The organism is Streptomyces sp. NPDC101181, assembly GCF_044767975.1.
GTDB lineage: Bacteria > Actinomycetota > Actinomycetes > Streptomycetales > Streptomycetaceae > Streptomyces.
The window spans coordinates 1-23357 of the sequence record NZ_JBIWOX010000033.1 but is presented as its reverse complement, the minus strand read 5'-3'; the positions used below and the strand labels follow the sequence as shown (position 1 = coordinate 23357).

The following is a 23357-nucleotide window of genomic DNA, read 5'->3' as shown; positions in this document are numbered from 1 at the left end:
CGCCGCCGGCGGGGGGGGCGGGGGGGCGCGCGGGGGGGCCCCCCCCCGGGGGGCGCCCCCCCCCCGGGGGGGGGGCGGGGGGGCGGGGGGGGGCCCCCCCCCCCCGCCCCCCCGCCACGTTCAGGAAGCCGTGGCTCAGCCGATCGGCAGACCGCTCAGCGGCAGGCCGTCGGTGGGCAGCCCGCCCTTGGTGAGGGAATCGGTCGGCAGACCGCCACCGGCGGCGTCGGTCACACCGCCGACGGCCTCGCCCGCGTTGCCCGCGGCCTGGCCCGCGGTCTCCTGGACCGCCGGGGCGGCGACCTTGGCGGTCTTGCCCGCGGTCTGGCCCGCGGCCGGCAGGGCGGTGCCGACGAGGCGGCCGCCGGTCTCACCGGCCGCCTTGGTGCCCTGCTGGGCGGTGCTGTCCACGGTGTTGCCGAGACCGTCGCCGTCCAGCGCGGTCAGGCCGCCCAGGTTCGGGGTCTGCGGGAGCTCCGCGGCGCTCGCGGCACCGGCCGCACCGACCACGGGGGCTGCACCTGCGGCGATCAGCAGCGCGGTACGAGCGATCCGACGGGTCAGGGGGAGGGACATGATGCTCCTTCGACGGGGTGCGTGAATCTGGCTGTCCGGGTGACCGGACGCACTGATCAACCGTCTCGGGGCAGGGGAAAGTTGCGGTGACCGAAGGTAAAGACTGAGTAACGCGTCCGATTATCCGCCGTGGAGGAACCCGGGCAAACGCTGCATACCGCAGGGGTTCGACGAACCGTCACTTCCCTTGGCGCACAAGGGAATGCCAGCAGTACGGGGGAGGCGTCCGAGGGTGTTCCGAAGGGGTTGGAAGCGGTCGCCCTCAAGGTCCTTCCGGGCGATGGGTCGTACTACTGAGCGACCCGGATCGAGACCGCCGTGGTGCCCGGTTCCGCACCCTTCTCACCTTCTGTCCGCCAGCCCTTACCGGCTTCCCAGATCCGGCCCGCGTAACCCACCCGCTCGATCCGCAGCGCCTCGGACTGCGCGACGGCCCAGTGCGCCAGCTCCCACCCGCGCCGCGGGGCCGCCGTGTCCCCGGCCCCCGCCGTCCTCACGGGCACGGGCACCGACACGGTCGCCGAGGCCGCAGCACCCGCGGTCTGCGCGGCGGGCAGCACCCCCTTGCCGAAGGCCCGCACCAGCTCCGCCCGCACCCGCGCGGCGTCGCCCGGACCCTCGGCGGTCGCCGTGGCCGGGGTGCAGTTCAGCGCGGCGGCCCTGCGCCCGGTCAGCGCGGCGGCCAGCAGCGCGGCGTCCGGCTCGTGCTTGGCGTACGCCTGCGGGAAACCGCTGCGCTGCACCCGCTGCGCGGCCACGGTCAGCGGCAGGCGCGAATAGCCGGGCACCTCGGCCAGGCCCTCGTAGAACTTCCCGGCCGAGTAGACCGGGTCCATGATCTGCTCCACGGTGCCCCAGCCCTGCGAGGGCCGCTGCTGGAACAGGCCCACCGAGTCCCGGTCGCCGTGGTCGATGTTGCGGAGCGTGGACTCCTGGAGCGCGGTGGCCAGCGCGATCGTCACCGCCCGCTCCGGCATCCCGCGGGTGGTCCCCACCGCAGAGATCGTCGCCGCGTTCACCGCCTGGGAGAGGCTCATCTCGTAGCGGTGCGCCGCCCCCTCGTCCCCGTCCGCCGCCTCCACGACGCAGCGGGGCGGGTTCTTCGTGCCGGAGGATTCGTACTGCACGACCAGATATCCGCCCAGCGCCGCGAGCACGGCGAAGGCGGCCCCGTAACGGAGGAGGCGTCGACGGCGGGAGCTGGCTGTCCTGGGCACGGGCCCACCGTACTGGAGGCCCCGGCCGGGCCCGCCACCCAAGTCCCTTAGGGTCGGGGCCATGGCCGACAGCACCCTTGACCTCACCCTGGACGGGCCCGCGCTCACCGCCCGGCTCGTCGACTTCCCCTCGGTCAGCGGGGAGGAGAAGGCCCTCGCCGACGCGATCGAGGCGGCCCTGCGCGCCCTGCCCCACCTCACCGTCGACCGGCACGGCAACAACGTCGTCGCCCGCACGGACCTCGGTCGCGCCGAGCGCGTCGTCCTCGCCGGGCACATCGACACCGTGCCGATCGCCGGCAACGTCCCCTCCCGGCTCGACGCGGACGGCGTCCTCTGGGGCTGCGGCACCTCCGACATGAAGTCCGGCGTCGCCGTCCAGCTGCGGATCGCCGCCACGGTCCCCGAGCCCAACCGCGACCTCACCTTCATCTTCTACGACAACGAAGAGGTCGCCGCCCACCTCAACGGCCTCGGCCACATCGCCGACGCCCACCCCGACTGGCTCGCCGGGGACTTCGCCGTCCTGCTGGAACCCTCCGACGGCGAGGTCGAGGGCGGCTGCCAGGGCACGCTCCGGGTCCACCTGCGCACCACGGGGGAACGCGCCCACTCCGCGCGCGCCTGGATGGGGTCCAACGCGATCCACGCCGCCGCCCCGGTCCTGGCGGTCCTCGCCGCGTACGAACCCCGCCGGCCGGTCATCGACGGCCTCGCCTACCACGAGGGCCTCAACGCGGTCGGCATCGAGGGCGGCGTCGCCACCAACGTCATCCCGGACGCCTGCACCGTCGTCGTCAACTACCGCTACGCCCCCGACCGCACCGAGGAGGAGGCCATCGCCCACGTCCGGGAGGTCTTCGCCGACTGCGGGGTCGACGAGATCGTCGTCGACGACCACTCCGGTGCGGCCATGCCCGGCCTCTCCCACCCCGCGGCCCAGGCCTTTATGGCGGCCGTCGGCGGCACCGCCCGGCCCAAGTTCGGCTGGACCGACGTCTCCCGCTTCGGCGGCCTCGGTGTGCCCGCGGTGAACTACGGCCCCGGCGACCCCATGTACGCCCACAAGCGCGACGAGCACGTGGCGGTCGACAAGATCACCCACTGCGAGGAGCGCCTGCGCGCCTGGCTGCGCGACTGACCACCGGACGCACGGCATTCCCCCGTACGTAACCTCCGCCGATCTACGCTGGCCGGACGCAGCACGACACGGCCCGACCCAGGAGGACCCAGGTCGGCGGAGGGAGCGGAACATGGGCAACGCCGAGGACGCACGGATCCCCGAGGGCGCCGAGGTCCCCGAGGGCGCGGTGAGCCCCGGGGAACAGTGGCTGGGTCCGGTGGTGCGCCGCAGGGAGCAGGTCCAGCCCGGCACGACCGACCAGCGGCTGCTGGACTCCGAGGGCGACTCCGAGTGGGTGCACACCGACCCCTGGCGGGTGATGCGCATCCAGTCGGAGTTCGTCGAGGGCTTCGGCGCGCTCGCCGAGCTGCCGAGCGCGATCAGCGTCTTTGGCTCGGCCCGCACCCCGGCCGGGTCACCGGAGTACGAGGCCGGGACCGCCATCGGCAAGGCCCTGGTCGAGGCGGGCTTCGCGGTGATCACCGGCGGCGGACCGGGCGCCATGGAGGCCGCCAACAAGGGCGCCCGCGAGGCCAAGGGCGTCTCGGTCGGCCTGGGCATCGAGCTGCCCTTCGAGTCCGGGCTCAACCCGCACGTCGACATCGGAGTCAACTTCCGCTACTTCTTCGTCCGCAAGACGATGTTCGTGAAGTACGCGCAGGGCTTCGTGGTCCTGCCCGGCGGGCTCGGCACCCTGGACGAGCTCTTCGAGGCGCTGACCCTGGTCCAGACGGGCAAGGTCACCCGCTTCCCGATCGTCCTCTTCGGGACCGCCTACTGGGGCGGCCTGACCGACTGGCTCCGCGACACGGTGGTCGCCCAGGGCAAGGCGTCGGAGAAGGACCTGCTGCTGTTCCACGTGACGGACGACGTGGAGGAGGCGGTCAGGCTGGTGACGAAGGAGGTCGGGCGGTAAGGGGTTCCCCCCCGGGCCGCAACCCCGCCCGGCCCGTCTCCGCAACCCCGCTCGGGTCGCCTCCGCTCCCGCGTCCGCCCGTGCCGTCCGCACCCGCTCCCGGCCGCTTGTGCGACCGGGCGGACGGCACGGGCGGACAGGACTCGACGCCGGTCCCTACGCCAGCCCCCGCCGCGCCACCGCCGGGGGCCGGTGCCCGGCGATGGACGCCACCATGTCCAGCACCTGCCGCGTCTCCGCCACCTCGTGCACCCGGTACACCCGCGCTCCCAGCCACGCCGAGACCGCCGTCGTCGCCAGCGTGCCGATGACGCGCTCCTTCACCGGCCGGTCCAGGGTCTCCCCGACGAAGTCCTTGTTGGAGAGCGACACCAGCACCGGCCACCCGGTCTCCGTCATCTCCTCCAGGCGCCGCGTCGCCTCCAGCGAGTGCCGGGTGTTCTTCCCGAAGTCGTGCCCCGGGTCGATCATGATCCCGTCGGGCCGCACCCCGAGCGCGGCCGCCCGCTCCGCGAGCCCCACCGTCACCCGCAGGATGTCCGCCATCACGTCCTCGTACGCGATCCGGTGCGGCCGGGTCCGCGGCTCCGCGCCGCCCGCGTGCGTGCAGACCAGCCCGGCCCCGTGGCGCGCCGCCACCTCCGCCAGCTTCCGGTCCACCCCGCCCCACGCGTCGTTCAGGACGTCCGCCCCCGCCTCGCAGACCGCCTCGCCGACCTCGTGCCGCCAGGTGTCCACGCTGATCACCACGTCCGGGTGGCGGCGGCGGACCTCCGCGACGAACCCCACCGTGCGGCGCGCCTCCTCCTCGGCGGACACCTCGTCGCCGGGGCCCGCCTTCACCCCGCCGATGTCGATGATCGCGGCGCCCTCGGCCACCGCCCGCTCGACCCGGGCGAGGGCGGGCTCGTCCTGGAACGTGGCGCCCTGGTCGTAGAAGGAGTCCGGGGTCCGGTTCACGATCGCCATGATCACCGGCTCGTGCGGACCGAACTCCCGCGGCCCCAGCCTGAGTGCCCCGCTGCGCATCCCGTCTTTCCTCCCAGATAGCTCGTCTGCGACCCTAACGCCCGCCCGGCCCGCCGACGCCGCACGCCCACCCCGCCGGGTGCCGCGCCCGCGCTGTCGGTCCCGCATGGCACGATCGGGGCCGGACGAGGTTGTCGCCCCCGGGGAGATGCGCGTGTTCTGGTTCCTGCTGCTCACGATGGTCGTGGTCGTCACCGCGGTCACCCTCGCGGTGATCGGCGGCGGCGGAAGCGCCGTGCTCCAGGACGTGGAGGCCCAGCGGTTCACCGACCCGCTGCCCACGACCCGCCCGGTGGGCCGCGCCGACATCGAGGCGCTGCGCCTGCCGATGGCCGCCCGCGGCTACCGCATGGCCGACGTCGACGAGGCGCTGTCCCGCCTCGGCGCCGAGCTGGCCGAGCGGGACTCCCGGATCGCGGAGCTGGAGTCCGCCCTGGCCGGGGCGCAGGCGGCCGCGGTGACCAGGGGCGGCGAGCTGTTCGAGCAGCCGGGGGACCGGCCCGCCGGGCCCCGCGCCCAGGACGGGGACGGCGCGGACCGCCTCGGGAAGGACGAGCGGTGAGCGGCGCCCTGCCCGCCGACGACGGCCGCCCGCGCTGCCCCTGGGGCCTGTCCGCCGCCGACTACCTCGCCTACCACGACGACGAGTGGGGCCGCCCGGTCCACGGGGACGACGCCCTGTTCGAGCGGCTCTGCCTGGAGGCGTTCCAGTCCGGGCTCTCCTGGATCACGATCCTGCGCCGCCGCGAGACCTTCCGTACGGCCTTCGAGGGGTTCCGCATCGAGGCCGTCGCGCGGTTCACCGGCGCCGACCGCGAACGGCTCCTCGCCGACCCGGGGATCATCCGCAACCGGGCCAAGGTCGACGCCACCCTCGCCAACGCCAAGCTGCTCGCCGACTGGCCGGCCGGGGAGCTGGACGAGCTGATCTGGTCCCACGCCCCCGACCCGGCGGGCCGCCCCGCCCCGCGCACCCTGGCGGACGTCCCGGCCGTCACGCCGGAGTCCACCGCGCTCGCCAAGGCGCTGAAGAAGCGCTCTATCCGTTTCGTCGGCCCCACCACCGCCTACGCACTCATGCAGGCCTGCGGACTGGTCGACGACCACCTCGCGGACTGCGTGGCACGCGGCGGCGGTGTGCCCCGCTGAGCCGCCGCTACCTCCCCAGGTAGACCGGCTTCTCCTTGGCGAGGAAGGCCTCCACGGCGATGGCGTGGTCCGCCGACGCGCCCGCCCGCGTCTGGAGTTCGTCCTCCTTCTCCAGCGTCTCGGAGAGCGAGTGCCCCGCGGCGTACGCCATCGACTCCTTGAGCGCCGAGTAGGCCACGGTCGGACCGCTCGCCAGCCTGCGGGCCGTCCTGGCGGCCGCCGCGGCCAGCTCGGCCGCCGGGACCAGCTCGTTGACGATGCCCAGCTCGTACGCCTTCCGGGCCGGGACCGCGTCCGGGAAGAACAGCAGCTCGGCGGCGCGGCTCTGCCCGATCAGCCGGGGCAGGGTCCAGGACACGCCCGAGTCCGCGGTGAGCGCGACACCCGCGAACGAGGTGGTGAAGCTGGCGGTGTCGGCGACCACCCGGAGATCGGCCGCCAGGGCGAGACCGAACCCGGCCCCGGCCGCCACCCCGTTCACCCCGGCCACGACCGGCTTCGGCATCTCCGTGATCGCCCGGACGATCGGGTTGTAGTGCTCCCGTACGGTGCTCAGCGCGTTGCCCTCGCCCGCCTCACGGGTGGCCGCGAGCGTCGCCACGTGCTCCTTGAGGTCCTGGCCCACGCAGAAGGCGCGCCCGGTGGCCGTGAGCAGCACCGCCCGTACCCCGGTGTCCGCCGCCGCCTCCCGCAGGGCGTCCCGCAGCGCGACCTTCGCCGCGGTGTTCAGCGCGTTCATCGCGTCGGGCCGGTTGAGCGTGATCGTCGCGAGCCCCTCGCTCACGTCGTACAGCACGGTCTTCGCCTGCTCGTCGGCCATCTGGGTCCGTCCCCTCGCTGCTCGGGCCTCGTCGCCCTGGAGGCAAGCATGGCCGACACCGGCCGGGGTGGAGATGTGACCTGCGTCTAACGATTGGCTCTCACCGGGAGGGCGGGGCGGCGAAGTATCGCAGCCGGATCGCCGAATTGGGGGGTTTTGCGAGAGCGCGTTGCGGAAGCGATGCGAACCGATGTTGGTCATCGGGGTCCCTGATGCGGGATAATGGCGAAGAAGCAATGTGTTCGATGCCGGTGAGGCAGCGCCTGTCATGGGGCCGCCGGTTGCGATGAGCTGGTTTCAGGAAGGGGAACGAGCATGGCGGCCATGAAGCCGCGGACGGGCGACGGCCCGCTCGAGGTGACAAAGGAGGGGCGGGGCATCGTCATGCGCGTTCCGCTCGAAGGCGGCGGTCGGCTCGTTGTCGAGCTGACTCCGGACGAGGCCGATGCCCTCGGCGACGCGCTGAAGAAGGTCGTCGGCTGACGCGGAACGCCCATCACCTTCACCCCTGCCCCGGCACGGATCCTCTGTGCCGGGGCAGGGGTGCGTCCGGGGTCCCCGCAGGCCGGGGCGCGCCACGGCGGCGGCCGTACGGGATCAGCCGCGCCGGACCGCGCAGAGGAGCCCGTCCCCGACCGGCAGCAGGGTCGACATCAGCTCCTGGCTCTCGCGCACCGCCCGCAGCAGCTCCCGAAGCCGCAGCACCTCGGCCGGCTGGGCGGCGGAGTCGACGGTGCGGCCGTCGGCGAAGACGCCCTCGAAACAGACCAGGCCGCCGGGGCGCAGCAGACGCAACGATTCGGCGAGCACATCGAGGCTCTCCAGCCGGTCGCCGTCGCAGAACACCAGGTCGTAGCCGCCGTCCGCGAGTCGGGGCAGGACGTCCAGGGCCCGGCCGGGGATGAAACGGGACCGGTTGGAGGCGAAGCCCGCCGCGCGGAACGCCTCCCGGGCGAACTGCTGGCGCTCGGGCTCGGGGTCCACCGTGGTCAGGACCCCGTCCGGCCGCATCCCTTGCAGCAGATAGATGCCGGACACGCCCGTGCCGGTGCCGATCTCCGCCACCGCCTTGGCGTCCGCGGTGGCCGCCAGCAGGCGCAGCGCGGAGCCGGTGCCCGGTGTCACCGGGCGGAGCCCCAGCTCCCTGGCCCGGTCCCGGGCCAGGTGCAGAGCTTCGTCCTCGGCGACAAAGGCGTCGGCGAACGCCCAGCTCGTCTGCCGGTTGGCGGTAATGACCCTCTCCTGTCCCCGTAGTTGGCGCACCGGTGACTGTATCCGCTGCACCCGGGAACCCGCAGATGGGACCGGGCGTTGTCCGAGGAGTGGGGAAAGCGCCGCTGCCAGGACCGCCGACCGGTCCGTGGAGCCGCGGGAAAGATCCGGGCCACGCCCGGCCCCATCAGCGAAAACGCTTATCCGGAGCTAACGGGCGAGGTGGCTATGGTAGGGGCTCCACTGGACACCATCAGAGCCGATAGGGGAGGTGCGGCTGAACCTGTGGACCGGGGAGGGGTGCTGCGGCGCCTGCTCAGGTCGGCCGGTGAGCCCAAATCCGTGACCAACATCGCTGACCGTTCTTCCGAAGACTCCGCACCGACCGCGACCTTCGCCTCTGATGCGGACTCCCAGGCGTGGACCCCGCCCTCATGGGAAGAGATCGTCAGCACGCACAGCGGCCGGGTGTACCGCCTGGCCTACCGGCTGACGGGAAACCAGCACGACGCCGAGGACCTCACCCAGGAGGTCTTCGTCAGAGTGTTCCGCTCTCTGTCGACGTACACCCCCGGCACCTTCGAGGGCTGGCTGCACCGCATCACGACCAACCTCTTCCTGGACATGGTCCGGCGCAAGCAGCGCATCCGGTTCGACTCCCTGGGCGACGACGCCGCCGAGCGGCTGCCCAGCCGTGAGCCGTCCCCGCAGCAGGTCTTCAACGACACCCATTTCGACGCCGACGTGCAGCAGGCGCTGGACACCCTCGCGCCCGAGTTCCGTGCGGCCGTGGTCCTCTGCGACATCGAGGGCCTGAGCTACGAGGAGATCGCGGCGACCCTCGGGGTGAAGCTCGGCACCGTCCGCAGCCGCATCCACCGGGGCCGCTCGCATCTGCGCAAGGCGCTCAAGCACCGTTCGCCCGAGGCGCGCGCCGAGCAGCGCTCCTTGGCGGACGCGGTCCTGGCGGGGGAGGGCGGACTGGCGTGAGTGGCACAGGTCCGACCCCCGCCGAAGCGCATCTGGGGGACCGGCTCGCCGCGCTGGTCGACGGCGAGCTGAACCACGACGCCCGCGAGCGGGTCCTGGCCCACCTGGCGACCTGCGCCAAGTGCAAGGCCGAGGCCGACGCGCAGCGTCGCCTCAAGAGCGCTTTCGCCATGTCCGCCGCACCGTCCCCCTCCGAGGGGTTCCTGGCCCGTCTCCAGGGCCTTCCCGGGGGGCCCGGCGGCGACGATTCCGGTTCCGGTTCACCATTCGGCGGCCGGGGCCCGCTGGCCGACGAGTACCATCCCGGGCCGCGGCCCTCCGGCGGCAGCACCCGCACCGGCGCCGCACGCTCACCCCTGGACGGCTTCGGCTACCTCCCGGCCGCCGCGGGGCACGGCTCCGCCGCGGTGCTGCCCGCGGGCCCCGGCGCCGGTTCGGTCTTCCGTATACACGACGTGTCCCGCGAGGCGGACCGCTCCCCGTGGCGCGGGCGGCGCTTCGCGTTCGCGGCGGCCAGCGCCGTCTCCCTCGCGGCCATCGCGCTCGGCGGCACCCTGCCGCTGGAGTCCGGCGCCGAGACGCCGCTGCGCGCCGAGGGCAGCGGGAACAGCGTGACGCCCCTGAGCGCCGAGACCCGCGCAGAGAGCGGCACCGGTGCGGTGAGCCGCCGGGGCGGCGGGGCCCTCGCGGTGACCGGCGACGACCCGGCCGCCGGATATCCCGCCGACGCCGGAGCCTCCACCGGGACGAACGACGTGCCCGCCTCGCCCACCGGCACGGCGGCACCGGCCGACCCCACCCCGCCGCCTCCGGTCAACCGGCACCTGCCACCGGCCGCGCCCCCGCTGTTCGGCCTCTCGGCGCCGACCGGCCACCCCCTCGCCCTCCCCGTGCTGAACGTGTCCGTGCCGCCGCTGATACGCCCGACCGGTTCCGCCACACCGCTGCTCGCGGCGGCACTCGGCAGCGGCGCGGTGTCGAAGCCGCCCCCGGCGGCGGTCCCCTCCGGGCCGCCTCCGTCCGCGCCGGCCAACGATCTGGTCGGTCCGCTGTCCCCCCGACGTTGACCGGATCCTGCGCGCGGATTCGCAAACCTGGTTGAATTCCGGATGAGGGACGCCTCCGCGGGGGCGTGCAGAGGCCAGTTGCGGGGAGAGCATGGACGACGGGAAGCCCACCGGGCCGCAGGCGAAGTGGTGGAGCCGCCCCACGGGGCCCAGGAGCGAGCCGACGCCCCCCGCGGAGCCTCCGGCCACCCCGCCCCCGGGCCCGGAGGACGCGAAAGCCCCCGGGGCGGCCCCGACCGCCGACGACCCCGCCGCTTCCGCCCCCGGGCCCGCCGCCCCCGGGCCGTCCTCGCAGGCGTACGGACACCCGGGACCCCGCCCCGCCGGGCAGCCGCTGCACGAGCCCGACGCGTACAGCACCCCGCCCTACGGTGGCCCCGGCCCCTGGGCGCCCGCGCCCCCGGTACAGCGCCCGACACCGCCGCACGGCACCTCCGTACCCCCGCAGGCCACGGGCCCGGCCCCGCCGTACGCCGCGACGGACGGCGCGGGCGTTCCGGCTCCGCCGCCCGGCCCGGCACCGCGGCCCGCATCCGAGGACGGCCCCCCAACCGCCTACGCCCAGCCCCGGCCACGGCCGGCCGATGCCCCCGCGCCATCGCCCCCGTACGCCCAGCCCGCCGACGGCTTCGCCGGGCCGCACGCGCCGCAGGGCCCGCAGCCGCAGCCCCCGGCGGACCACGCCCACCCGGGGCACCCCGGCACCGCCGGGCCCGGTGCGCCGCAGGGGTCCGCCCAGTGGCTCCAGTACGACCCGTGGGGAGCCCCGGGGCAGCCGCTGACCCGGCCGGGCCCGGTGGGGGGCGCCGAGCCGGGGCGGAAGAAGCGCCGCCGGGGCGGGGCGTTCGCCGGGGTGCTCCTGCTGGCGCTCGTCGCGAGCGGCATCGGCGGCGGGGTCGGCGCGTACATCGAGCGCAACGGCGGCCTGACCACCGTGGAGCTGCCCCAGGCGGCCCGGGACGGCGGCGACCGAGCGCCCGAAAGCGTCGCGGGCATCGCCGCCAGCGCCCTGCCCAGCGTGGTCACCCTGCACGTCAGCGGCACCGCCGAGTCCGGCACCGGCACCGGCTTCGTCCTCGACGGCCAGGGCCACATCCTCACCAACAACCACGTCGTCGCCCCGGCCGGGTCCGGCGGGGACATCACCGTGACGTTCAGCAGCGGCGAGACGGCCACCGCCGAGCTGGTCGGCAAGGACAGCGGCTACGACCTCGCGGTGGTCAAGGTCCGCGGGGTCTCAGGCCTCACGCCCCTGCCGCTGGGCAACTCCGACAACGTGCGCGTGGGCGACCCGGTGGTCGCCATCGGTGCCCCCTTCGACCTGTCCAACACCGTGACCTCCGGCATCATCAGCGCCAAGCAGCGGCCGATCACCGCCGGCGGTGAGAAGGGCGACGGCAGCGACATCAGCTACGTCGACGCCCTCCAGACCGACGCCCCCATCAACCCGGGCAACTCCGGCGGGCCGCTGGTCGACACCAAGGCCCACGTCATCGGCATCAACAGCGCCATCCGGGCGGCCGACGGCGGCCGGGGCCCGGAGTCCGGCGGACAGTCCGGCTCCATCGGACTCGGCTTCGCGATACCCATCAACCAGGGCAAGCGCGTCGCCGAGGAGCTGATCAACACCGGCCGGGCGACCCACCCGGTCATCGGCGTGACGCTCGACATGAAGTACACCGGCGACGGCGCCAAGGTCGGCTCGAAGGACGCCGAGGGCGGACCGGCCGTCGCCGAGGACGGGCCCGCCGACCGGGCGGGCATCCGCTCCGGCGACGTCATCACCGAGGTCGAGGGCCAGCGGGTGCACAGCGGGGAGGAGCTGATCGTGAAGATCCGGGCCCACCGGCCGGGCGACGACCTGGACCTCGTCCTGACCCGCGGCGGCAAGGAGCGGACGGTGACCCTGACACTCGGCTCGTCCAGCGGCACGTGACGGCCACCGCAAGGTACCGCCCGGACACGTTCGACAGGTACCTTTGAGCGGTCCGGAGACCGGGGACGCCCGGTCGGGACCGCACGGAGATACACGCGGAGAACACGAGGAGCAGCTAGGTGTTCAATGACATAGGCGCACTGGAGCTGTTGACGCTCGGAGTGCTGGCCGTGCTGGTCTTCGGCCCCGACAAGCTGCCCAAGCTGATCCAGGACGTCACGCGCACCATCCGCAAGGTCCGGGAGTTCTCGGACAGTGCCAAGGAAGACATCCGCACCGAGCTGGGACCCCAGTTCAAGGACTTCGAGTTCGAGGACCTCAACCCCAAGACGTTCGTCCGCAAGCAGCTGATGGACGGCAACGACGACCTGGGGCTGAAGGAGATCCGCGAGAGCTTCGACCTGCGCAAGGAGATCACCGAGGTCACCGACGCGGTCAACGGCCGCGCGAGCGCCTCGGACACCGCGTCCGATTCCGCCAACAGTGCGGCGAACGGCTCCGCCGGCGCGAACGGGGCATCCCCCTCGACCAGCCTCACCAAGACCGATGACACCAAGCCTGACCTGCTGAAGAAGGCCCCGGCAGCCGACCGGCCCGCCCCTCCGCCGTTCGACGCAGACGCCACCTGACCCCGGTCAATCCCGACTCGTCCGGACGGTATGGCTATTCTCCATCTGTCCGGTTGCGAGGACGCCCACGCCCGCGGGGGGCGGGCCGCTCCGGATCTTGACTGATCGAGGAGGCGGCCGCGCAGATGGAGACGACGAGTCGGGTGGATACGGACGGTGCCCCGGACACCGTCCCGGCGGACGGGGCGCCGACAGCCGGGCGTACCGTCGACGGCTACCTGGAAGCACCCTTCGCCTGGTACGGGCTGGACGAGGCCTTCACCGGTCCGCGCTGGCTGATGCAGGTCGGCACGGCGGCGGACGGCACGGTGCAGCACGGGTCGGTCGGGCACGGCGACGAGCCGTCCGTGAAGACGGACGGGGCCGCCGCCGAGAAGGAGCGGTTCGCGGCGGTCATCACGGTGGCCGCGAGCCCGGTGCGCCGCAGCGGCGACGGTACGGGCGTGCTGGACGCCACCTCGGTGTCCTCGGCGGCCTGGCTCGCGGGCTCCGGCCTGCTGGCGTACACCTGGCCGCCCCAGCTGGACCACACGCTGCGCGACGACTGGCTGGACCAGCAGACCGAGACGGCGTTCACCCTCGCCGACGACCTCGGCTCCGCGCCCTGGTCGACCCTGTCACTGCCGGTGGACGGGGTGCCGGTGGAGTTCCACTACCGGGAGTCCGAGTTCGGCTGGGTGCTCGCCGGGTCGGCGCCGGACGGCGTGCACATCGGCGCGTACGGGCGGGGGATGAGCGCGTACGGGCTGGGCTTCGCGGTCGTCAAGGACATCGAGACGTACGCGTAGACGCGGCGAGCCGACCACCCGGGCATCCCGTCCGCGTGGCCACGGTGACGACAGCGTGAGTGAGCGGGCGGGCCGGACGACCACCGGCCCGCCCGCTCACCCGTACTCAGAACTTGTTGCGCGGGGTGATCCCCAGCGACATGCCCGACAGACCCCGCTGGCGTCCGCCGAGCTTCCCGGCGATCGAGCGCAGCGCGCTGCCCGCGGGGGAGTCCGGGTCGGACAGGACCACCGGCTTGCCCTCGTCGCCGCCCTCGCGCAGCCGTACGTCGATCGGGATCGAGCCGAGCACCGGCACCTCGGCGCCGACCGTCCTCGTCAGCCCCTCCGCGACCCGCGCGCCGCCGCCCGAGCCGAACACGTCGACCATCTCGTCGCAGTGCGGGCACGGCATCCCGGACATGTTCTCGACGACGCCGACGATCTTCTGGTGGGTCTGCACGGCGATCGACCCGGCCCGCTCCGCCACCTCGGCCGCCGCCTGCTGCGGGGTCGTCACGACCAGGATCTCCGCGTTCGGCACGAGCTGGGCGACCGAGATCGCGATGTCACCGGTGCCCGGCGGCAGGTCGAGGAGCAGGACGTCCAGGTCGCCCCAGTACACGTCGGCGAGGAACTGCTGGAGCGCCCGGTGCAGCATCGGACCGCGCCACACCACGGGGGCGTTGCCCGGGGTGAACATGCCGATGGAGATGACCTTCACGCCGTGCGAGGACGGCGGCATGATCATGTTCTCGACCTGGGTGGGCTTGCCGTCCGCGCCCAGCATCCGGGGCACGCTGTGGCCGTAGATGTCCGCGTCCACGACGCCGACCTTCAGCCCGTCGGCCGCCATCGCCGCCGCCAGGTTGACCGTCACCGAGGACTTGCCGACGCCGCCCTTGCCGGAGGCGACCGCGTAGACCCGGGTCAGCGAGCCGGGCTGGGCGAACGGCACCTCGCGCTCGGCGCTGGAGCCGCGCAGCGCGCTCGCCAGCTCCTTGCGCTGCTCGTCGCTCATCACGTCGAGGGTGACCTCGACCCGCGAGACGCCCTCGACCCGGGCGACCGCCTCGGTCACGTTCCGGGTGATCGTCTCGCGCATCGGGCAGCCGGAGACCGTGAGATACACCGTGACAGCGACCACACCGTCAGGATCGATCTCGACCGATTTCACCATGCCCAGCTCGGTGATCGGGCGGTGGATCTCCGGGTCGTTCACTGTCGCCAGTGCCTCAAGCACCGCGTCTTCCGTAGCCATACAGACGATGTTACGGCGCTGTGCCCCGCGTGCGGGCAACGCCTCAGCGGTCGCCTTCGTCACTCTCGGCCGGGATCGGCGTCCGTCGGTCCTCCATGTCCTTGACCAGGTCCTGGAGCTCCGAGCGGATCCAGTCCCGGGTGGCGACCTCGCCCAGACCCATCCGCAGCGCCGCGATCTCCCGGGTCAGATACTCCGTGTCCGCGATGGAGCGTTCGTTCTGCTTGCGGTCCTGCTCGTGGGTGACCCGGTCGCGGTCGTCCTGCCGGTTCTGCGCCAGGAGGATCAGCGGCGCGGCGTAGGAGGCCTGGAGGGACAGGGCCAGGGTCAGGAAGATGAACGGGTACTGGTCGAACCGCAGGTTGTCCGGCGCGAAGATGTTCCACAGCACCCAGACGATGATGGTCAGCGTCATCCAGACGATGAACCGCCCCGTCCCCAGGAACCGGGCGATCCGCTCGGAGAACCGGCCGAACGCCTCCGGGTCGTACTCCGGCAGCAGCCGCCGCCGGGGGGCCTTCGGCTGGTCGATCCGCGCCCGCGGGGGCCGGGTCAGGCCCGAGGCGCCGGACGGGGACGCCTTGGTCCGCTCATCGCCCGCCATGACCGATCACCTCGTCCCCGTGCAGATCCGTCTCGCGCCAGTCGTCCGGGAGCAGGTGGTCCAGGACGTCGTCCACGGTCACCGCGCCCAGCAGTGAACCGCTCTCGTCCACCACGGGCGCCGAGACCATGTTGTACGCGGCCAGGTAGCTGGTGACCAGCGGCAGCGGGGTGTCCGGGGACAGCGGCACCAGGTCGCTGTCGACGATCGAGCTGACCAGGGTGAACGGCGGGTCGCGCAGCAGCCGCTGGAAGTGCACCGTGCCCAGGTACTTCCCGGTCGGCGTCTCGTCGGGGGAGCGGCACACGTACACCTGCGCGGCCAGCGCGGGCGACAGGTCCTGCTGCCGCACCCGGGCGAGCGCGTCGGCCACCGTGGCGTCCGGGCGGAGCACGATCGGCTCCGTCGTCATCAGACCGCCCGCGGTCCGCTCCTCGTACGACAGCAGACGGCGTACGTCGGCCGCGTCGTCGGGCCGCATCAGCGTCAGCAGCCGCTCCTTGTCCTCCTCTGGCAGCTCGGAGAGCAGGTCGGCCGCGTCGTCCGGGTCCATCGCCTCCAGGACGTCGGCGGCCCGCTCCTCGGCCAGCTTGCCGATGATCTCCACCTGGTCGTCCTCGGGCAGCTCCTCCAGGACGTCGGCGAGCCGGTCGTCGTCCAGGGCGGCGGCGACCTCCACCCGGCGCTTGGGCGAGAGGTGGTGCAGGGCGTTGGCGACGTCGGTGGGGCGCAGCCGTTCGAAGGTCGCGACCAGGTTCTCCGCGCCCTGGCCGTCCTCCTCCAGCGAGAACCCGCTGACCGCCGACCACTCCACCGTCAGCGTCTCGCCCTTGCGGCGCAGCGCCCCGCCGCGGCCCTTGCGGACGAAGTACTTGTCGATCTCCCAGTCGCGGCGGGCCGGCAGCTGCTGGATGGCCACGTCCAGGACGGTGACCTCCTCGCCCTCCTGGCCGTGGCTGTCCACCAGCCGCACCCGGCGGTCCAGGAACTCGCCGAGGACCAGCCGCTCGGTGGGCCGCTGTTCGAAGCGCCGCATGTTGACCACGCCGGTGGTGATGACCTGGCCGGACTCCACGCCCGTCACCCGGGTCATCGGCAGGAAGATCCGCCGACGGCTGATCACCTCGACCACCAGGCCCAGCACCCGCGGGGGCCGTCCGCCGACCCGCAGCATCGCCACCAGGTCGCGGACCCGGCCGACCTGGTCGCCGTTCGGGTCGAAGACCGGCACCCCGGACAGATGCGAGACGAAGACCCGGGGGGCGCCTGCCGCCATGCTCCGCCTCTTTCGTCGTGCGTTTCCGCGTCCGTCGTACGTCTGGCCGATCGTCCGGCCGATCTGGTGTACGCCGGGTTCAGGCTAGCCCGTACCGCTGGTGCGCGCCCCGGCGGACCCGTCCGTACGGTGGCTGCCGGACCCCGGGCGGCACCCGGGTACGCTGCCGTCTGCCACCCCCGATCGCAGTTGAGAGGCAGTGCGCCCGTGACCTCTTTTGCCCCGGCCGTGCGGAAACATCGCCGGACCGCCCTCGCCCTCGTGCTGTGCGGGGGGCTCGCCGTGGCCCTCACCGCGTGCGGCGCGGACGAGGACCCGGACAAGGGGACCAACGGGGTCGGGAAACTCACCGCCGCCGAGATCGACACCAAGGCCAGAGCGGCTGCCGGGGCGGCGACCGCCGTCCGGCTGTCGGGGACGCTCGTCAGCAAGGGCGGCACCTACCAGCTGGACATGAAGCTCAACGCCGAGGGCGGCATGGGCTCGGTCAGCTCGACGAAGCAGAGCTTCGCCCTGCTGCGCATCGAGGACGAGCTGTTCCTGAAGGCGCCCGCCGCGTTCTGGACCCACGAGGAGAGCGGCACGGGCGGGGAGGCCGACGCGGCCGCCGCCGACAAGCTGGGCGGCAAGTACGTCAAGGTCCCCGAGGACGACCCCAGCTACCGGCAGCTGCGCGGCTTCACCGACAAGAAGGTCCTGCTGGACGGGTTGCTCGCGCTGCACGGCAAGCTCAACAAGGGCGGCCGCGACACGGTCGCCGGACACCGCACCGTCCAGGTCCTGGGCGGCAAGGGCGAGGGCGGGGCGTTCGACGTGTCGCTGGAGGCCACGCCCTACCCGGTCCGGGTGGCGCGGGCCGGCGGCGGGGGCACGGTGTCACTGGCCGACTGGGGGCAGACCTTCCCGCTGGCGGCGCCGGACGAGGACGACACGGTCGACTACGGCGGCCAGCTCCCCAAGTCCTCGGGCTGAGCCCTCCCCGGGAGGTCAGGGAAGTACGAGCGGTCCGGGCGGCTCAGCGCCGCCGACGGCGCTTCAGCAGCAGCCGGGGGAGCGCCGCCGGGACCGGCCGCCGGGTGGTGGCGGGGCTCGGCAGTGGCGCGGCCGCCAGCGAACCGTCCGGCAGCCCGGCGTCCACGGTCTCGGGCGTCAGCCGCACCACCGTGCACTCCCGCGCCCACCGCTGGGTCATCCGCTCGGCGTCGGGGGCGTTCAGCCGCTTGCCCTTCAGCTCGGCGACGGCCGCCTCCCACTCCTCGGAACGCGGCGCCAGGAAACGTACCGCCCCGGTCCAGGCGACGATCCGGCCGCCCTTGTCCTTGCTGCGTACGGTCACCCCGGCGCGACCGCCGTCGGCCAGGCCCTCGGGCAGCGGCTGCTCGCCGGGGCCGCCCCCGACCAGGTGCGCCGCGCCCTCGTGCCAGACGTGCCAGAGCGCGCGGGCCGGCCCGGAGGCCCGGACCCAGATCAGCCCGGACTTCCTGGTGGCCTCCTCGACGAGGGCCCGCTCCAGCAGATCGGCGGCGGCATCAGTCATGGGGCGAGCTTAGGGGGTGTCCGGCGGTCCGTCCGGACCCGTGCGGACCACGGCTCACAGCCACTCGTTCCGCTTCAGGATGCGGTAGATGGAGAAACAGACCGCCGCGATGGCGCCGAGCACCAGCGGATAGCCGTACTTCCAGTGCAGCTCGGGCATGTAGTCGAAGTTCATGCCGTAGACGCCGCAGATCATCGTCGGCACGGCGATGATCGCCGCCCAGGAGGTGATCTTGCGCATGTCCTCGTTCTGCGTGACCGTCGCCTGCGCCAGATTGGCCTGGAGGATCGAGTTGAGCAGTTCGTCGAAGCCGATGACCTCCTCCTGGACCCGGGCGAGGTGGTCGGCGACGTCGCGGAAGTACTTCTGGATGTCGGGGTCGATCAGCCGCATCGGGCGCTCGCTCAGCAGCTGCATGGGGCGCAGCAGCGGGGAGACGGCCCGCTTGAACTCCAGCACCTCGCGCTTGAGCTGGTAGATCCGGCCCGCGTCCGAACCGCGGCGGCCGCCCTTGGCCGGGGTGGAGAAGACGTCGATCTCCACCTCGTCGATGTCGTCCCGCACCGCCTCGGCCACCGCGATGTACCCGTCGACGACGTGGTCGGCGATGGAGTGGAGCACGGCGGACGGCCCCTTGGAGAGCAGCTCGGGGTCGTCCTGGAGGCGGTGGCGCAGGGCACGCAGGGAGCCCTTGCCACCGTGCCGGACGGTGATGACGAAGTCCCGGCCGGTGAAGCACATCACCTCGCCGGTCTCCACGACCTCGCTCGTCGCGGTCAGCTCCGCGTGCTCCACGTAGTGGATGGTCTTGAAGACGGTGAACAGCGTGTCGTCGTACCGCTCCAGCTTGGGCCGCTGATGGGCGTGGACGGCGTCCTCCACGGCCAGCGGGTGCAGCCCGAATTCCCGGGCGATGCCCGCGAACTCGGCCTCCGTCGGCTCGTGCAGACCGATCCACGCGAAGCCGCCCTCCTCCCGCACCTGGAGCATCGCCTCGTGCGGGGTGGGGGCCGCGGGCGTGTCCAGGCGGCGCCCGTCGCGGTAGACCGCGCAGTCGACGACGGCACTGGAGGCGGACGGGTCGCGGGTCGCGTCGTACGCGCTGTAAGGCGCGCTGTTCTTACGGAGGGACGGCCGCAGGGACGGGCGCACGGCGGCGCGCAGGTCACGGATCATCGACATGGCTGGCTCCTTCACGGAGGGCCGTCGGCGAGGGCGTGGAACAGCCCGGAATGGGGACGTGGACCCACGTCCGCAAAGCGGGCTCCACCGCGCGGGCGCGATGACGGCGTTCGCTATGGACAGGCAAACTCGTTGCAGGCAGGCAGAACGAAAGGCTCTTCCGTCACGCGAACCACTGACGGTGCGTCATCCGGGCGCGGCCGCGAGGGCGGTCCGGAAAGCCGACGAGGCGTCGGATCAGCGGGAAAGGTGAGGCACGGAAGGGCGGTTGGTACTGCACGGTCGACTTGGATCCATGGCAGTCCCCACCTCCTCCGGCCGGTCCCCCGTGGGGGACGACGTGTCGTCGGGACAAGAGAGCGACGCTTCTGCGTGCTGTCCCGACCGGCGGCCAGGCTATCAGCCGCCAGAGGCCAATCCCGTTCTTTGCCCATTCCCTACGCGATCTATGCTCCCGGCATGGCAGAAATTCTCGCTCTGGTCGAGGCCCGGCTCCGCTCCGCCCTCGGTGAGCCGGACGCTCGCGCCGACGTCACGTTCCTCGGTACGGACCGCGTCGAGGTGCTGCGCTTCGTGGACGGCGACGTGGTGCGCTACGTCACGCTCGGCATGTCGGGCGCGCCGATGGCCGACCCCACCTCCCCGCTCGCCGACCCGGTGAAGGGCCCCCGCGCCGAACTGATCCTCTCCGTACGGGTCGGCCTCGCCGACACCGACCAGGTGCTGCGCCCGCTCGCCGTGCTGGCCGCCTCCCCGCAGGTCGAGGGAGTGATCGTGGCCGCCGGCGCCTCGCTGGACCTGGGGCAGCCGCTGTGGACCGGGGCGCCCTTCACCTCAGTTCTGGTGGCCGAGTCCGGCGGGCTGGTGGAGGACCTGGAGCTGGACGAGCCGATGGACCCGGTGCGCTTCCTGCCGCTGCTGCCGATGACCCCCAACGAGGCCGCCTGGAAACGGGTGCGCGGCGCGCAGGAACTCCAGGAGCGGTGGCTCACGCACGGCACGGACCTGCGGGACCCGTTGCGTACGTCGGTGGCCCTGGACTGAGCGGGCCCGGGTGGGGAATTGCGCGGTTTGACCTCCCCGCCCGCGATCGGGTGATCGTCCTTGACGCGAGGACCGGCGGAGAGGACCGTGGGGCCCCATGAGGGGCGAACCCAGTTGCCCGAAGTGCGGTGGCCGGGTCAGTGCGCCCGGTCTCTTCGCCGATGCCTGGCAGTGCTCCGCGCACGGGCAGGTCCACCCGATGCAGCCGGTCATCCCGCCGAGCGTCGAGGCCCTCGGCGTCGTGGTGCACCGGGCGCAGGTCCCGGTCTGGATGCCCTGGCCGCTCCCCGTGGGCTGGCTGTTCACCGGCGTGGCCAGCGCGGGCGACGACCGCAGCGGCGGCCGCGCGAGCGCCGTCGCCTGCTCGGGTCCCGGTCCGCTCGGCGGGATGGCGGAGCTGCTGCTCGTGGCCGAGGAGCTGGGCGTCGGACTCGGCGCCCGGTACGCCGGGATCGAGGGCCCCGACCCCGGCCACCACCTGAACGTCGACTCCGCCCCCGACGCCAAGGTGCACGCGGCGGGCCGCCCCACCCCGCTCTGGCACGTCAGGAACGCACCCGAGGACCGGGCGGTCTTCGCGGGCGAGGCGCGCGGACTGTGGCTGTGGGCGATCCTGTGGCCCGAGCAGTCGGGGCTGCTGCTCTACGACGAGCTGGTGCTGACCGATCTGCGGGACGCCGGGGGAGAGGTGGACCTGGTCCCGTGCGGGGCGCTCAGCCCCCGCCTGCTCGGCGGCCCCGACGCCCCACCCCGACAGGCGACGGCCGAGCGGTAGGCGGGGTGGGGCCTGGCGGGGCAGGCGGGAGCGGGGGCAGCCCGGCCGGGTGGCCGGGTCCGGGGTGGGGGCGGAGGCGGCCCGGTCCGGCGGGCGGTCTCCCCACGCACCGACGGCCGTTGACGCGTCCGCTCCATCTCGCCGCACCGGCGCCTCGCCGCACCGGCTTCCCGCCGCCTCGCGCCCCGGCGCACCGCGCACCACCGCACCGGCTCCCCGCCACCCCGCACCGGCGCACCGCCGCACCGCGCCCCGGCTCCCCGCCGCACCGCGCCCCGGCGCACCGCCACCCCGCACCGGCTCCCCGCCGCGCCGCGCACCGCGCCCCTGCGGCCCAGGTCCGGGGCGGGTGCCGGGGTGCTGCGGGCGGCCGGAGGCGCGGTGCGCGGCGGTTATCCTGGAGCGGTCCCCGTCCGCCCACGACCCCTGGAGCCAGCCGTCGTGCGTATCGACCTGCACACCCACTCCACCGCGTCGGACGGCACGGACACCCCCGCCGAGCTGGTCGCGAACGCCGCTGCCGCGGGCCTTGACGTCGTCGCGCTCACCGACCACGACACCGTCGGCGGCCACAAGGAGGCCCTCGACGCGTTGCCCGGGGGGCTCACCCTGGTCACCGGTGCCGAGTTGTCCTGCCGGGTCGACGGCGTGGGCATGCACATGCTGGCGTACCTCTTCGACCCCGCCGACGCCGAGCTGGACCGCGCGCGGGAACTGGTCCGGGACGACCGGGTGCCGCGCGCCCAGGAGATGGTCCGCAAACTCCGCGCCCTCGACGTCCCCATCACCTGGGAGCAGGTCGCCAGGATCGCCGGGGACGGCTCGGTCGGCCGCCCGCACGTCGCCGCCGCCCTGGTGGAACTGGGTGTCGTGGACACCGTCTCCGACGCCTTCACGCCCGACTGGCTCGGCAACGGCGGCCGCGCCTACGCCGGGAAGCACGAGCTGGACCCCTTCGAGGCCGTCCGGCTGGTGAAGGCGGCGGGCGGGGTCACCGTCTTCGCCCACCCGGCCGCCGTGAAACGCGGCGCGGTGGTCCCCGAGACGACCATCGCCGCCCTCGCCGCCGCAGGCCTGGACGGCATCGAGGTCGACCACCTGGACCACGACGGGCCCACCCGCGCCCGGCTGCGCGGTCTCGCCCGTGAGCTGGGGCTGCTGACCACCGGCTCCAGCGATTACCACGGCGACCGCAAGGCGGTACGGCTCGGCGAGTACACCACCGATCCCGAGATCTACGGCGAGATCACCCGGCGCGCCACGGGAGCCTTCCCGGTGCCGGGCGCCGGTGGCCCCGGCCGCCGGTAGGACGCCTCCGGAAAGCCGCGCCCGGTCCCACGGGCCCGCGCACCCGTCCCCCGCGCACCCGTCCCCCGCACCGCGTCCCTTCTTCCCGCGCGCCCCTTCGCGTACCGCCCGCGCTCCGCCCCCTCGGCGGGCCGCTGTCCCGGGCCGCGCACCCCTGTCACGCCCGTTCTTCTCTCGCAAGGCTCACTGTGTTCGACGTCGCTGTCTTCGGATCTCTCTTCCTCACCCTCTTCGTGATCATGGACCCGCCAGGGATCACGCCGATCTTCCTCGCCCTCACCGCGGGCCGTCCCGCCAAGGTGCAGCGCAGGATGGCGCTCCAGGCGGTCATGGTCGCCTTCGGGGTGATCGCCGTCTTCGGTCTGCTCGGTCAGCAGATCCTCGACTACCTGCACGTCTCCGTGCCCGCGCTGATGATCGCGGGCGGACTCCTGCTGCTGCTCATCGCGCTCGACCTGCTCACCGGCAAGACGGACGAGCCGACGCAGACCAAGGACGTCAACGTCGCCCTCGTACCCCTGGGTATGCCGCTGCTGGCCGGACCCGGCGCCATCGTCTCCGTCATCCTGGCCGTGCAGCACGCCGACGGCGTGGGCGGTCAGCTCTCGGTATGGGCCGCGATCGCCGCCATGCACGTCGTGCTCTGGCTGACGATGCGCTACTCGCTGGTGATCATCCGGGTGATCAAGGACGGCGGAGTGGTGCTGGTGACCCGGCTGGCCGGAATGATGCTCTCGGCCATCGCGGTCCAGCAGATCATCAACGGCGTCACCCAGGTCATCCAGGACTCCTGAGCCCACGGGCGTCGCCCGGCACCCGGCCCTGGGGGGGGGGGGGGGCCCCCCCCCCCCCCCGCGCCCCCGGGGGGGGGGGGCGGGCCGGCGGAGGGGGTTGTTATGGCAGGCGGACGCGGCGGCGGGGGGTTTGGTGGGGCCGCGC

25 protein-coding genes are annotated in these 23357 nt (G+C 73.5%); 15 read left to right on the top strand and 10 right to left on the bottom strand.

Translation table 11 applies throughout. From position 1 onward, the window contains the following. Positions 1–135 precede the first annotated feature (135 nt). Both ACIRRU_RS29930 and ACIRRU_RS29925 read right to left on the bottom strand, forming a co-directional pair. Complete coding sequence (locus ACIRRU_RS29930) at positions 136–576, bottom strand: ATP-binding protein (RefSeq protein ID WP_363201022.1); 441 nt, start codon at positions 574–576, stop codon at positions 136–138. A gap of 290 nt (positions 577–866) precedes the next feature. Continuing rightward, on the bottom strand, positions 867–1793 hold the full coding sequence (locus tag ACIRRU_RS29925) for a hypothetical protein (RefSeq protein ID WP_403685564.1): 927 nt from the start codon (positions 1791–1793) through the stop codon (positions 867–869). A gap of 61 nt (positions 1794–1854) precedes the next feature. Here ACIRRU_RS29925 and dapE point away from each other — a divergent pair, with 61 nt between their 5' ends. Further along, positions 1855–2934 (top strand): succinyl-diaminopimelate desuccinylase, encoded by a 1080-nt coding sequence (dapE, locus tag ACIRRU_RS29920; protein ID WP_403685562.1) that lies wholly within the window; start codon positions 1855–1857, stop codon positions 2932–2934. A 112-nt stretch (positions 2935–3046) separates the two neighbouring features. Beyond that, positions 3047–3832: a TIGR00730 family Rossman fold protein gene (locus tag ACIRRU_RS29915; RefSeq protein ID WP_363201019.1), complete on the top strand. Its 786-nt coding sequence runs from the start codon at positions 3047–3049 to the stop codon at positions 3830–3832. 156 nt (positions 3833–3988) lie between these two features. On the opposite strand, the gene folP is transcribed toward ACIRRU_RS29915, so the two are convergent. After that, a complete protein-coding gene (gene folP, locus ACIRRU_RS29910) occupies positions 3989–4861 on the bottom strand; it encodes a dihydropteroate synthase (protein WP_403685559.1) in 873 nt (290 codons plus the stop codon). A gap of 106 nt (positions 4862–4967) precedes the next feature. Here folP and ACIRRU_RS29905 point away from each other — a divergent pair, with 106 nt between their 5' ends. Beyond that, on the top strand, positions 4968–5423 hold the full coding sequence (locus tag ACIRRU_RS29905) for a cell division protein DivIVA (protein WP_403685557.1): 456 nt from the start codon (positions 4968–4970) through the stop codon (positions 5421–5423). Next, positions 5420–6010, top strand: a complete 591-nt coding sequence (locus ACIRRU_RS29900) for a DNA-3-methyladenine glycosylase I (RefSeq protein ID WP_403685555.1) — start codon at positions 5420–5422, stop codon at positions 6008–6010. Before ACIRRU_RS29905 ends, ACIRRU_RS29900 begins: the two co-directional genes overlap by 4 nt. A 7-nt stretch (positions 6011–6017) precedes the next feature. Here ACIRRU_RS29900 and ACIRRU_RS29895 read toward each other — a convergent pair whose 3' ends face one another. Next, on the bottom strand, positions 6018–6830 hold the full coding sequence (locus tag ACIRRU_RS29895; RefSeq protein WP_403685553.1) for an enoyl-CoA hydratase-related protein: 813 nt from the start codon (positions 6828–6830) through the stop codon (positions 6018–6020). Positions 6831–7145: 315 nt separating this feature from the next. Between ACIRRU_RS29895 and ACIRRU_RS29890 the strand changes: the two genes are divergently transcribed. Continuing rightward, positions 7146–7313 carry a DUF3117 domain-containing protein gene (locus ACIRRU_RS29890; protein WP_003966491.1) on the top strand — a complete coding sequence of 56 codons (168 nt, stop codon included), beginning with the start codon at positions 7146–7148 and terminating at the stop codon, positions 7311–7313. Between the two features lie 114 nt (positions 7314–7427). Here ACIRRU_RS29890 and ACIRRU_RS29885 read toward each other — a convergent pair whose 3' ends face one another. Further along, a complete protein-coding gene (locus tag ACIRRU_RS29885; protein WP_403685551.1) occupies positions 7428–8093 on the bottom strand; it encodes an O-methyltransferase in 666 nt (221 codons plus the stop codon). Positions 8094–8270: 177 nt separating this feature from the next. Between ACIRRU_RS29885 and sigE the strand changes: the two genes are divergently transcribed. The 5 genes from sigE to ACIRRU_RS29860 all read left to right on the top strand — a co-directional run bounded on the left by sigE (position 8271) and on the right by ACIRRU_RS29860 (position 13452). Then, entirely contained in the window at positions 8271–9032 is a 762-nt protein-coding gene (sigE, locus tag ACIRRU_RS29880) for an RNA polymerase sigma factor SigE (RefSeq protein ID WP_363201014.1), read from the top strand. Further along, entirely contained in the window at positions 9029–10099 is a 1071-nt protein-coding gene (locus tag ACIRRU_RS29875; RefSeq protein ID WP_403685549.1) for an anti-sigma factor family protein, read from the top strand. Before sigE ends, ACIRRU_RS29875 begins: the two co-directional genes overlap by 4 nt. Before the next feature lie 91 nt (positions 10100–10190). Next, on the top strand, positions 10191–12035 hold the full coding sequence (locus ACIRRU_RS29870) for a S1C family serine protease (protein ID WP_403685547.1): 1845 nt from the start codon (positions 10191–10193) through the stop codon (positions 12033–12035). Between the two features lie 119 nt (positions 12036–12154). Next, a complete protein-coding gene (locus ACIRRU_RS29865; protein WP_403685546.1) occupies positions 12155–12664 on the top strand; it encodes a sec-independent translocase in 510 nt (169 codons plus the stop codon). 125 nt (positions 12665–12789) lie between these two features. Then, complete coding sequence (locus ACIRRU_RS29860; RefSeq protein WP_363201009.1) at positions 12790–13452, top strand: hypothetical protein; 663 nt, start codon at positions 12790–12792, stop codon at positions 13450–13452. Positions 13453–13558: 106 nt separating this feature from the next. On the opposite strand, the gene ACIRRU_RS29855 is transcribed toward ACIRRU_RS29860, so the two are convergent. The 3 genes from ACIRRU_RS29855 to ACIRRU_RS29845 are packed head-to-tail and all read right to left on the bottom strand — an operon-like array spanning position 13559 to position 16572. Beyond that, complete coding sequence (locus ACIRRU_RS29855; RefSeq protein WP_363201008.1) at positions 13559–14692, bottom strand: Mrp/NBP35 family ATP-binding protein; 1134 nt, start codon at positions 14690–14692, stop codon at positions 13559–13561. A gap of 43 nt (positions 14693–14735) precedes the next feature. Further along, a complete protein-coding gene (locus ACIRRU_RS29850; RefSeq protein ID WP_403685544.1) occupies positions 14736–15296 on the bottom strand; it encodes a DUF1003 domain-containing protein in 561 nt (186 codons plus the stop codon). Then, positions 15283–16572 (bottom strand): magnesium transporter MgtE N-terminal domain-containing protein, encoded by a 1290-nt coding sequence (locus ACIRRU_RS29845; protein WP_363201006.1) that lies wholly within the window; start codon positions 16570–16572, stop codon positions 15283–15285. Before ACIRRU_RS29845 ends, ACIRRU_RS29850 begins: the two co-directional genes overlap by 14 nt. A 207-nt stretch (positions 16573–16779) precedes the next feature. On the opposite strand from ACIRRU_RS29845, the gene ACIRRU_RS29840 reads away from it, so the two are divergent. Further along, on the top strand, positions 16780–17544 hold the full coding sequence (locus ACIRRU_RS29840) for a hypothetical protein (RefSeq protein WP_403685542.1): 765 nt from the start codon (positions 16780–16782) through the stop codon (positions 17542–17544). Between the two features lie 43 nt (positions 17545–17587). Here ACIRRU_RS29840 and ACIRRU_RS29835 read toward each other — a convergent pair whose 3' ends face one another. Then, on the bottom strand, positions 17588–18109 hold the full coding sequence (locus tag ACIRRU_RS29835) for a hypothetical protein (RefSeq protein WP_403685541.1): 522 nt from the start codon (positions 18107–18109) through the stop codon (positions 17588–17590). Between the two features lie 54 nt (positions 18110–18163). Next, entirely contained in the window at positions 18164–19291 is a 1128-nt protein-coding gene (locus ACIRRU_RS29830; RefSeq protein ID WP_363201003.1) for a magnesium and cobalt transport protein CorA, read from the bottom strand. A 459-nt stretch (positions 19292–19750) separates the two neighbouring features. Here ACIRRU_RS29830 and ACIRRU_RS29825 point away from each other — a divergent pair, with 459 nt between their 5' ends. The 4 genes from ACIRRU_RS29825 (at position 19751) to ACIRRU_RS29810 (ending at position 23212) form a co-directional block, all read left to right on the top strand. Then, positions 19751–20335: a suppressor of fused domain protein gene (locus ACIRRU_RS29825; RefSeq protein ID WP_403685540.1), complete on the top strand. Its 585-nt coding sequence runs from the start codon at positions 19751–19753 to the stop codon at positions 20333–20335. Positions 20336–20432: 97 nt separating this feature from the next. After that, on the top strand, positions 20433–21110 hold the full coding sequence (locus tag ACIRRU_RS29820) for a DUF6758 family protein (RefSeq protein ID WP_403685539.1): 678 nt from the start codon (positions 20433–20435) through the stop codon (positions 21108–21110). 441 nt (positions 21111–21551) lie between these two features. Continuing rightward, the gene (locus ACIRRU_RS29815; protein WP_403685537.1) at positions 21552–22418 is read left to right on the top strand and encodes a PHP domain-containing protein; all 867 of its coding nucleotides are present in this window, start codon (positions 21552–21554) and stop codon (positions 22416–22418) included. Between the two features lie 188 nt (positions 22419–22606). After that, a complete protein-coding gene (locus ACIRRU_RS29810) occupies positions 22607–23212 on the top strand; it encodes a MarC family protein (RefSeq protein WP_403685536.1) in 606 nt (201 codons plus the stop codon). Positions 23213–23357 lie beyond the last annotated feature (145 nt).